The sequence below is a fragment of the Nitratifractor sp. genome (assembly GCF_015487065.1).
GTDB lineage: Bacteria > Campylobacterota > Campylobacteria > Campylobacterales > Sulfurovaceae > Nitratifractor.
On record NZ_WFQN01000024.1, the window covers coordinates 1 to 10,155 of the forward strand.

The window sequence follows — 10,155 nt, forward strand, 5'->3', positions numbered from 1 at the left end:
GCGGCTAGTTCTTCGCTGACGGTGGAGAGGCCGCGTCGGTTGTAGCACTCCGGATCGGCCAGGCAGGCGTTGAGTTCGTCCAGCTTTTGCTCCAGCGCTTCGATCTTTTCCGGCAGTAGGTCGAGATCCCGCTGCTCTTTGTAGCTGAGCTTCAGGCTGCGCTTGCGTTCTTTGCGGATCGCTTCGACCTTGGGGGCCTCTTCGATCTCTTTTTCCATCCGTTCCAGTTGACCGATCTCTTTCTCGATTTCGAGGTATTCGGTATAGCTCCGGTGGGACTCTTCCACCGTTCCGTCACCCCGGAGGATCAGGAGCTTCTGGGCGATCTTGTCCACGAAGTAGCGGTCGTGGCTGACGAAGAGCACGGAGCCCTGGTAGCTCAGCAGCTTCTCCTCCAGAACGTTGATGGTCTGGATATCCAGATCGTTGGTGGGTTCGTCCAGGATCAGACAGTCGTAGTGTTTGGTAAAGAGCAGCGCCAGGGCCACCCGGTTCTTCTCTCCGCCGCTGAGCTGGCCGACTTTTTTGTCCAGATACTCTTTGGGGAAGAGGAAGGTCTTGAGGTAGCCGAAGACGTGCATATTGCGCCCCTGCACCTGGACCCGATCACCGCCGTCGGGGCAGAAGGTCTCGATGAGGGTGGCGTCGTCTTTGAGCATCTCCCGGTGCTGATCGAAGTAGCCGATACTGATATCGACGCCCCGCTTGATGGTGCCGCTTTCGGGCTGGAGACGGCCCAGGAGGAGTTTGAGGAGCGTCGATTTGCCGCTGCCGTTGGGGCCGACGATGGCGATTTTATCCCGTTGGAGGATTCTCGCCGTAAAATTGCGGATCAGCTGCCGATCGCCGATGGAGTAGCTCAGATTCTCGATCTCGAAGAGGACCTTCTTTTTGGCCAGGGTCTTCTCGCCCTTCCAACTGCGCTTCTCCCGCTCCAGCTCCACCCGCAACTTTCGGATCAGTGAGGGATTGGCCCTGGCCTTTTCCCGCAGCTCGAAGACCCGCGCCTTGCGCCCCTGGTTTCGGGTCTGTCTCGCCTGGACGCCCCGGCTGAGCCACTCCTCCTCTTTTTTGAGCAGCCGCAGCAGGTTTTCATGCTCCTTCTGCAGGGCCGCCAGCCGCCGCTCTTTCTGCTCCAGATAGCTCTGATAGCCTCCTTTGTAGCTGACCAGTTTACGGTTTTCCACCTCGACGATCCGGGTGGCGACCCGGTCGATGAAGTAGCGGTCGTGGGAGATGAAGAGCAGGGTGAACTTCTCTTTGAGCAGGACCTCCTCCAGGAACTCCACCATATAGACATCCAGGTGGTTGGTGGGTTCGTCCAGCATCAGCACGTCGGGCCGGCGCAGAATCAGTCCCGCCAGAGCGACTCGGCGCTGCTCCCCGCCGCTGAGGGTGGCCACCAGTCGGTCTTCGTAGGCTTTGAGCTGAAACTCCTGGAGGACCCGTTCGATCTTGGCGTCCAGGTTCCAGGCGTTGTGGTGATCCAGATAGGCGGCCACTTCGGCGTGCTCCTGGAGCAGCGCTTTGTCGTCGGGGTGTTGGGCGATCGCTTCGCTGAGGGCCTGGTAGCGCTCCTGGGCGGCCTTGAGCTCGGTCAGCTGGGCTTCGATGGCTTCCCGGGTGCTCTGCCCCGCTTCGAAACGGGGTTGCTGGGCCAGCACACCGAACTCTACGGAACGGTCGATGACCCGCTTGCCTTCGTCGGGTTCCTCGAGTCCGGCGGCGATCTTGAGCAGTGTCGATTTGCCGCAGCCGTTGGGGCCGACGATGGCCACCCGCTCCCCCGCCTCCAGGTGAAAGTCCATCCCGGCAAAGATCGGCTTGACGTCGTAGTTTTTGTGAATGTCGTAGAGGTCGATGTAGGCCATGTTTTTCTTTGGTTGTTTGTGAATTGAGTGCTCTGAAAAACAACCGTCATTCCGGGCTTGACCCGGAATCTAGGGTTTTGAATGCCCATTAAACCGTGGATCCTGAATCAAGTTCAGGATGACGAAAGCGTAACTCTTAGGTTTTTCAGAGAGCTCTATTGGGGGAATTTTAGCGAGATTTTCAAAAGGGCCTTGTAAAACAACGTAGTTCGAGATCATTCATCATAGAGTGCTATAATGCTGACAAATTTACTCAGAAAAGGTAACTCGTGTCTCTTCTCAGCTGGATCATCGGGATCTACTCCCTCTATATCCTCGCCAAAATCTATCTCTCGATCATGCAGATCGGCTATATCAATGTGGAAAAGCGGCGCAAACCGGTGCTGATGCCTCAGGGCCGCTACTATGTCGCGGGCAACTACGCCGTGGCCAAAGAACGTCTCTCGATTCTCGAGAGCTTTACAGAGTATCTGCTCTTTCTCTGGTGGGTTCTGGAGGGGTTTCGTTGGATGCAGGGGCTGGTGGGAAGCGAAGATACGGTGACAAACGCCGTGCTCTTTCTCTTCGGCTTTTTTGCCGTCAACTGGCTGGTGACGCTTCCTTTCGAGATCTATGGACGTTTCAAGATCGATCAATCCTTCGGCTTCAACAAGATGACTCCCAAGATGTTCATCGTCGACACCCTCAAATCGATCCTCCTTTTCCTGGTGCTCGGCGGGGTGCTTTTCGCCGCTTTGGCCTGGATCGTCTCCCGCTATGAGAGCTGGTGGCTCTGGGGCTTTGTGCTCCTCTTTGCCGTGGCACTCCTGGCCAACGTGATCTATCCCACGATTATCGCGCCGATTTTCAACAAGTTCACTCCTCTGCCCGAGGGGGAGCTCAGAGACGAGATCGAAAAGATCATGGCCGACGCGGGCCTACGCAGCAACGGTATCTTTGTCATGGATGCCAGCAAGCGTGACAGCCGGCTCAACGCCTATTTCGGCGGCTTGGGCAAAGCCAAGCGGGTGGTACTCTTCGATACCCTGCTGAACAAACTGAGCGACAAGGAGCTCCTGGCGGTGCTGGGACATGAGCTGGGCCACTATAAACATGGGGATATCTGGAAAAACGTGGCGATGATGGGAGGCTTTCTCTTCGTCGCCTTCTATCTCTTCGGTCATTTGCCTGAGAGGCTCTATGCCGAAATGGGGGTCGTCCCCACGGCCGGGGTGACCCTGGCGACGATCTTTTTGCTCCTGCCGGTGCTCAGCTTTGTCTATACGCCGCTGATGAGCATGCTCAGCCGTCACAACGAATACGAAGCGGACCGTTACGGTTCCGAGATAGGTGGGCGGCAGCATCTGATATCCGCCCTGCTGAAGCTGGTGAGCGAAAACAAATCTTTCCCCAAATCCGATCCGATCTACTCCCGCTTCTACCACACCCATCCCCCCATCCTGGAGCGGCTGGAGGCTCTGGGCTTCGATCCCGAACGGGTCGATATGGATGCCGAGCTCCCCAAAGAGGGGATCTTCGAGTTTCTGGACCGGGACGAGGAGCAATAGCGTTGCGATCAGTGCCGGGAAGAGAGGTAGCAGGATGATGATGGTTGCCGAGGCTCTGCAGGAGGCGGTCAGGCAGCTGCAGCCGGTGGCGGAGCGACCGCGGCTGGAGGTGGAGATTCTACTGGCGCATCATCTGGGCTGCGAGCGCAGCCGTCTACTGCTGCGGGATCGGGAGCCCTTGGAGAAGGCGGAAGAGTTTTTCGCGATGATTGAGCGGCGTTGCGCCCATGAACCGATCGAATATATCACCGGAACGGTGAGCTTTTATGGCGAAGAGTTCTTCATCGCTCCCGGTGCGTTGATTCCCCGTCCCGAGACGGAGATTCTGGTCGAGGAGGCGGCGGTACTGATCCGGGAGCAGCGGGGGATCGAACGAATCGCCGAGATCGGTGTCGGCAGCGGAGCGATCTCGGTGACCCTTGCCAAGCTCTTTCCCCGGCTGCAAATCGTCGCCACCGACATCAGGCCGGAGGCCTTGGCTGTTGCCCGGGAGAATCTGCGCCGTTTCGGGGTGGAGGGTCGCATTACGTTGAAAGAGACTTCCCTACTGGAGGGGGTGGATCCCTCCCGGGTGGAGATGATCGTCTCCAATCCCCCCTATGTGGCCCAGGGGTGTGTGCTGGAGCCCAATGTGGCCCGCTACGAGCCCCACATGGCGCTCTTCGCCCCCGGGGACGGCACGGAGCTGTTGCGCCGGATCGTCGATTTGGCTGCTAGGCTGGGCGTTCCGACCGTTTGCGAAATGGGCTATGATCAGCGTAAACCGATGGAGGCGTATTTCCGGGAAAAGGGAATCGAAAACTACCGCTTCTATCGGGATCTGGCGGGATTGGATCGGGGATTCATTGTTGATTTTGGATGATGGATGATGGATTTTGGATGGAAAGAGGAAGCGGGAATTCATTCCCGCACTTATGGGTGAATGGTGGATGGTGAATGGTGAATGATTTTGGTTTGCGTTGCTGGGCAACGCCTTTATTAAATAAATCGTCACCAAAGGCGACACCAAATACTGTCGACTATCGACTAGAGACTAACGACAAAAACTAAGGATAAACAATGAAAAAAAATTTTCGAATAGCGACGATGGCCTATCTGATCTGGCTGGGAATGATGTTGGGGGCGGTGATCTATGCCGGAGCGGTGGTGGCGCCGGTGATCTTTCACTCAGCCCAATATCTGGGAAGCCAGCTGCTGAGCCACTATCAGGAGGGGCTGTTGATGACCCGGAACTTTGTCCTGCTGAGCTATGCCGTGACGGTGACAATCGTGGCGGTCTTTCTCTACGAAGGCTTCCGCTACAAGATGGGTGAACGGGACAAGATCGCCATCGCCGCCGCCTTCGTCGTGATCTTCACCGGGGCGATGTTCAACTGGTACTATCTCCCCGATATCGTCACGATGCAGATGGCGGGCGAGCAGATGACCCAAAGCCAGGCCTTTATCAACACCCACAAAGGAAGTGAGCTTGATTTCAAGATCTTTGCCGTGGCGATACTGGTGCTGATGGTGCGCAATATGCAGAGGGCGTGTAAATAGAAGTGAGTAGTGGGTAGTGGGTAGTGGGTAGAATATAGACAAGAATTTGAAGGGTTTACAAATGGCAGAGCGATTAGCACATCCTTTCGATCCCATTGTCTTTCCCGATACGGAGATTCTGATCCTGGGGAGCTTTCCCAGTATCGATTCTTTCGAGAAGGCCTTCTACTACGCTCATCCCCGCAATCAGTTCTGGCAGCTTCTCTCCGAAGTGACGGGCTATCCCGTCAACAACCGGGACCAGAAGATCTGGCTGCTCAAAGCCTCCAAACTCGGTCTTTGGGATATGGTGGCCGGCTGCCGGCGCAGCAATTCCCTGGACAGCTCCCTGGAGAATATCGAGGTCAACGACATTCCGGCGCTGTTGCGGCAATATCCTTCGATCCGAAAAATTCTCTTCACCGGACGCAAAGCCCAGGAGCTCTTCGAACGGCATTTCGGCGATCTGACGATCGAACGGGACTATCTGCCGTCACCTTCACCAGCCTACGCAGCGAAGAGTTTCGAGGAAAAATTGCGTGAATATGCGGAGAAGTTGGAGATGAAACGACGATGAGTTATTGGTATATTGGTGTATTGGTATATTGGGGATGTTTTTCGTCGTTTGTCGTTTGTCGTTTGTCGTTTGAAGAGAAGCGTTGCAACGCAACGCAAACCAGAATTCTCCATTTTCCATTCTCCATTTTCCATCCGAACTCCGCAGGAGTTCGCCCATGATCTGGGCTATCGGCGACATCCAGGGCTGCTTCGATTCCCTGCAGCGGCTTTTGAAAAGGATCGATTTCGATCCCGAGCGAGATACCCTCTGGCTGGCGGGGGATCTGGTCAATCGGGGGCCCAAGTCCCGAGAGGTGTTGGAGTATCTTTACTCCATTCGCGAGAGCCTGCGGGTGGTGTTGGGCAATCACGACATCGCGCTGCTGGCGGCGGCCTGGGGGATCAAAAAGTCCAATCCGACCCTGGATCCTATCCTCGATGATCCCCGCGGTGGGATCTGGCTGGAGTGGCTGCGGGAGCAGCCTTTTGTGCAGGCGGATCTGAAGCTCGGCTATGTGATGGCCCACGCGGGGATTCCTCCCGAGTTTGGGTTGGGAAGTAGCCTGCACTACAACCGGATTTTGATGCGCCGTTTGCAGAGCGACCGGGCGGCGGAGTGGCTGCGGGCCATGATGAGCAAAAACGAGGATCATTTCGACCCGTTGGGCGGGGATCTGCAGCATGAGCGCTATATGTTGGCGGGATTTATCCGGATGCGCTACTGCCGGCCTGATGGACGGCTCGATTTCGATCAAAAAGGCGCACCCACCGAAGCGGTTCGGGCCAAAGGGCTGATCCCCTGGTTCGAGTGTCCGGTGCGCAAACCTCTCAAAGAGAAGATCCTCTTCGGCCACTGGTCGACGCTGGGCTATTTCGAAAACGATGAGGTCTGCTGCCTCGACAGCGGATGTCTCTGGCGGGGGAAGCTTACCGCCAAACGGCTCGATAGTGAAGAGAGGGAGATTGTGCAAGTAGAGTGCCCGGAGGGAATCAGCCCCGTCTGACAGCGACATTGGAAATGGGACAAATTCGGCACTTTCAAACGGTTTATTTTATTCGATTTTGATCTTTTTCGGTTTGCCCCTTCATTTCTTTCTCTTTGTTTCGCGACAAAGAGAAAGGAAACGAAGCAAAGAAAGAGAAAACGCGAAAGACTGACGTCCGATCGGAGGCGCCATGCAGCTGGGTGCTTTGGTGAATGGTGTATGATTTTGTCATGAGTTGCGGATCGATGCCTTGTCGGAAGCGGGATCTCGCTTTGGAAAAATAGAGGTGCATCTTCAAGCCTGTATGGGTGACTCAAGTCCCGTAACCAACAGGTATGGTAAACCGATGAAAAAGGAGAAAAGCAAATGCAAGACCTGGATCGGATTCTGAAACATTTCCGCACCCTCTGCACCATTCCCCACTGCAGTAGAGAAACAGAGCAATTGCGGGAGTATCTGGCCGATTTTGCCAGGGAACAGGGCTACGTAGTGCAAACGGATGCAGCAGGGAACCTGCTGATGCGCCGGGGGAAACCGCGGCTCTGTCTGCAGGGACACTATGATATGGTCTGCGTGGGTCGGGCGCCTGAGATCGAGCCGGTGGAAGAGGGGGGATGGCTGAGCGCCCGGGATTCCAGCCTGGGAGCCGATAATGGTATCGCCCTGGCCATGATGATGGTTCTGATGGAGGAGGGAGCCGAGCTGGAGTTTCTCCTGACAGCCGATGAAGAGGTGGGATTGGTGGGGGCCAAAGCTCTGGCCTTCGATCTGGCCAGCCCGAATCTGCTGAACCTCGATTTCGAAGAGGAGGGGATCGTCTGCATCGGCTGCGCCGGCGGGGTGGATCTGATCGCTCGGAAAGCAGCGGAGACGGTGCCGGAGGATCGTCCCGCCTGGCGAGTGAGCCTTTCGGGTCTACCGGGAGGCCATTCGGGGGTGGATATCGACAAGGGGATTCCCAACGCTATCAAAGAGCTGGCGCAGGCTCTGGCCGATCTGGAGGGGATGGCTCTGGCCTCCTTCCGCGGCGGCGAACGGCGCAACTCCATCCCGACCCATGCCGAAGTGGTGATCTATGCCGGGGAACGCCCGTCTCTGCCGGAGCCTTTCAGGATCGAAGAGGCCGAGGAGGCAGGGGAGGCGTTGCAGGAGGGTGAAACGCTGCTGCGGCTTCTGGCCACCGCACCCCACGGGGTCATCTCCAGAAACGAGGAGCTGAAGATTCCCGAAGAGAGTCTGAACCTGGCCCTGGTGGACTTTTCACCGGAACGATTGCGGATCGACTACAGTCTGAGGGCCATGAGCGACGAGGAGCTGGAAACTTTGGCTAATCGGATGGAGACGCTGCTGAAACGTTACGGCTTCACCGTCTCCAGGGAAGAGGCCTACCCGGCCTGGAAACCCCAGATCAATCCCTTCGCCCGCCGTGTGGCCGAAGCGATGGAGGCAGAGTTTGGCCGGAGTGAGTTTCAGGCGATTCATGCCGGGCTGGAGTGCGGGATATTGAGCGAGAAGTATCCGAAGATTCAGATGGCCTCCATCGGTCCGACAATCGAAAATCCCCATTCTATCCGGGAGCGGGTCGATCTTGCTTCTGTCGGGCGGACCTTCCGGGTACTGCGGCAGATCATCGATTCGGTCTATTCCGGTTCGATATAGTACCCCTCACCCGCCCTGTTGCGGATCAGCTCTCTGCCGGTTTTGTTACGCAGACGGTTGATAAAGACCCGCACGGCGTCGTCGGTGGGCTCATCATCGGGCCAGAGGAGAGATTTGATCGCCGCAGTATCCAGAAAATTTCCCGGCTCTGCCAGCAGGGCTTCGAGAAACTGTTGTTCCCTCGCCGTCAGGGAGATCGGCATTCCTTTTCGAGTGAGGCGGCGGTGATAGCGGTCGTAACGGTAGTCGGGGCGGAGCGCGATCGTCTGTCGAGTTGCAATACGGGTTGCCAGGGTCCCGAGATATTCCAGCAGTTCTTCCGGATCGAAGGGTTTGATGAAATATTTGCTGACCCCCACATCGATGGCATTGAGGAGCTTCTCCTTATCGCTGTAGGCACTGAGGATAATCAGCGGGGTCTCCGGTGAAAGCTCATGGATGTGCTGCCCCATCTCCAGGCCGTCCATCCTCGGCATGGTGATATCGGTAATGACCAGATCCGGACGGAAGCTTTGGAAGATCTCCAGCCCCTCCTCTCCGTCGGCGGCCAGGCGAAAAGCCGAAAAATACCGACTGATAGCATGTTCCATCATCTCCGCAAGGCTCTTTTCATCTTCCACATAGAGGACTTTCAGTCGTTTCAGTGCTTCCTGTCGGGTCATCTCGCTCCTTCCTGAACCTGAGATAGAGAGGGAGAGGGGTGCGTTTCAGAGAGCGGGATCTTGATGACGAAGAGTGCTCCTTTCAGGCTGTTGACCGCTTCCAGGGACCCGTGGAAGCTTTTCTGGATGATCATCCGGGACATAAAGAGTCCCAGCCCGGTTCCCTGGGAGCTGTGTTTGGTGGTGAAATAGGGCTCGAAGATCCGTTCCCGTGCTTCGGCAGGGATACCTCCGGCACTGTCTTCCACGACAATGACAGCGTTTTCCTCGTCCCGGCTGACATGGATCCGCAACCATCGCATACCCTCTGTTTCGTTTTCGAAGGCGTCCCGGGCGTTTTGAAAGAGATTGACAAAAACCTGGGTCAGTTCGTTGGGGATTCCGGAGATCGGCAGATCGGTCTCTCCCTCGATTCTCACCTCGATTGCCGCTTTCTCCAGGGCTTTTCGGATCAGCGCCAGGGCATCCTCCAGGCTCTCTTCGACCGGGAAGGTGATGCTGCTCCGGTTGGGTTTGAAAAAATCCATGAAGCTGTCGAGAGTTTCGGACATACTTCGGATGATGTGTCGACTCTGACGGTAGAGGAGATCGAGCTCTTCGACATTGTTCCGGCTGCAGGCCTCTTTGAGGCTGAAGAGAGAGAGGTTGAGTTCGGTCAGCGGCTGACGCCATTGGTGGGCGATGTTGGCCATCATCTGTCCCAGGCTGGCGAAGCGGGACTGCCAGAGCAGCATCCGCTGCTTCTCTTCGTTTTTGGCGATCTCCTGACGGACCCGTTCTTCGAGACTGCGGTTGAGTTCCTGGAGCTGTCGGGTTTGTTTGCGGACTCGCTCTTCGAGGCTGCGGTTGAGGAGCTCCAGCTCCCGCTCCTTCTGCTCCAGCTTCATGCGCAGCTCCACCTCCCGGGTGACGTCGTAGCGGATAGCGACGAACTCTTTGATTGCTCCGGTTTCATCGAGGATGGGGACGACAGTGGTGTTGACGTAAAAAGTGCTGCCATCCTTGGCTCGGTTTTTGACGGTGGCTTTGTAGGTTTTTTTGGCCAGGATCGTCTCCCAGAGGCGACGAAAGTTCTCCGCCGGGACATCGGGGTGACGAACGATATTGTGGTTTTTCCCGATGAGCTCTTCCCGGCTGTAGCCGGAGATTTTGCAGAATTCATCGTTGGCGAAGGTGATGATACCGTTGATATCGGTTCGGGAGACGATATTGGAGCTTTCGACCGCTTCGACATATTGTTGCAGCATAGAGATATTATCCCCTAAAAAGCTTTAGGAATGGTGGAGGATGGAAGATTGAAAATGGAAGATGGAAGATGGGATGTGCCTGTTGGGGTGCCGAAGGCTTAACGCCC

9 protein-coding genes are annotated in these 10,155 nt (G+C 56.3%); 6 read left to right on the forward strand and 3 right to left on the reverse strand.

Going from position 1 to position 10,155, the window contains the following annotated elements; genetic code table 11:
- The coding region (gene abc-f, locus F8I07_RS01180; protein ID WP_292654663.1) for a ribosomal protection-like ABC-F family protein at window positions 1-1,871 on the reverse strand (1,871 nt) is incomplete at its 3' end.
- A 269-nt stretch (window positions 1,872-2,140) separates the two neighbouring features.
- On the opposite strand from abc-f, the gene F8I07_RS01185 reads away from it, so the two are divergent.
- The 6 genes from F8I07_RS01185 (at window position 2,141) to F8I07_RS01210 (ending at window position 8,139) form a co-directional block, all read left to right on the forward strand.
- Entirely contained in the window at window positions 2,141-3,418 is a 1,278-nt protein-coding gene (locus tag F8I07_RS01185) for a M48 family metallopeptidase (protein WP_292654666.1), read from the forward strand.
- 34 nt (window positions 3,419-3,452) lie between these two features.
- Window positions 3,453-4,280 carry a peptide chain release factor N(5)-glutamine methyltransferase gene (prmC, locus tag F8I07_RS01190; RefSeq protein ID WP_292654669.1) on the forward strand — a complete coding sequence of 276 codons (828 nt, stop codon included), beginning with the start codon at window positions 3,453-3,455 and terminating at the stop codon, window positions 4,278-4,280.
- A 197-nt stretch (window positions 4,281-4,477) separates the two neighbouring features.
- A complete protein-coding gene (locus F8I07_RS01195; protein ID WP_292654670.1) occupies window positions 4,478-4,957 on the forward strand; it encodes a DUF4149 domain-containing protein in 480 nt (159 codons plus the stop codon).
- 61 nt (window positions 4,958-5,018) lie between these two features.
- Window positions 5,019-5,513, forward strand: coding sequence for a DNA-deoxyinosine glycosylase (locus F8I07_RS01200; protein WP_292654672.1), 495 nt, complete (start codon window positions 5,019-5,021; stop codon window positions 5,511-5,513).
- Between the two features lie 157 nt (window positions 5,514-5,670).
- The gene (locus F8I07_RS01205; protein WP_292654675.1) at window positions 5,671-6,498 is read left to right on the forward strand and encodes a symmetrical bis(5'-nucleosyl)-tetraphosphatase; all 828 of its coding nucleotides are present in this window, start codon (window positions 5,671-5,673) and stop codon (window positions 6,496-6,498) included.
- A gap of 348 nt (window positions 6,499-6,846) precedes the next feature.
- Window positions 6,847-8,139, forward strand: a complete 1,293-nt coding sequence (locus F8I07_RS01210) for a M20/M25/M40 family metallo-hydrolase (RefSeq protein ID WP_292654678.1) — start codon at window positions 6,847-6,849, stop codon at window positions 8,137-8,139.
- On the opposite strand, the gene F8I07_RS01215 is transcribed toward F8I07_RS01210, so the two are convergent.
- Both F8I07_RS01215 and F8I07_RS01220 read right to left on the reverse strand, forming a co-directional pair.
- Window positions 8,121-8,801, reverse strand: coding sequence for a response regulator transcription factor (locus F8I07_RS01215; protein WP_292654681.1), 681 nt, complete (start codon window positions 8,799-8,801; stop codon window positions 8,121-8,123). The two genes, F8I07_RS01210 and F8I07_RS01215, sit on opposite strands and share 19 nt — an antisense overlap.
- Entirely contained in the window at window positions 8,798-10,048 is a 1,251-nt protein-coding gene (locus F8I07_RS01220) for a PAS domain S-box protein (RefSeq protein ID WP_292654684.1), read from the reverse strand. The genes F8I07_RS01215 and F8I07_RS01220 overlap by 4 nt, the downstream gene beginning before the upstream one ends.
- Between the last annotated feature and the right edge of the window lie 107 nt (window positions 10,049-10,155).

Bases quoted from the DNA above. Each gene is read 5' to 3' on its own strand.
- prmC (WP_292654669.1), top strand. From the start codon at position 3,453: ATGATGATGGTTGCCGAGGCTCTGCAGGAGGCGGTCAGGCAGCTGCAG.
- F8I07_RS01195 (WP_292654670.1), top strand. From the start codon at position 4,478: ATGAAAAAAAATTTTCGAATAGCGACGATGGCCTATCTGATCTGGCTG.
- F8I07_RS01200 (WP_292654672.1), top strand. From the start codon at position 5,019: ATGGCAGAGCGATTAGCACATCCTTTCGATCCCATTGTCTTTCCCGAT.
- F8I07_RS01205 (WP_292654675.1), top strand. From the start codon at position 5,671: ATGATCTGGGCTATCGGCGACATCCAGGGCTGCTTCGATTCCCTGCAG.
- F8I07_RS01210 (WP_292654678.1), top strand. From the start codon at position 6,847: ATGCAAGACCTGGATCGGATTCTGAAACATTTCCGCACCCTCTGCACC.
- F8I07_RS01215 (WP_292654681.1), bottom strand. From the start codon at position 8,801: ATGACCCGACAGGAAGCACTGAAACGACTGAAAGTCCTCTATGTGGAA.
- F8I07_RS01220 (WP_292654684.1), bottom strand. From the start codon at position 10,048: ATGCTGCAACAATATGTCGAAGCGGTCGAAAGCTCCAATATCGTCTCC.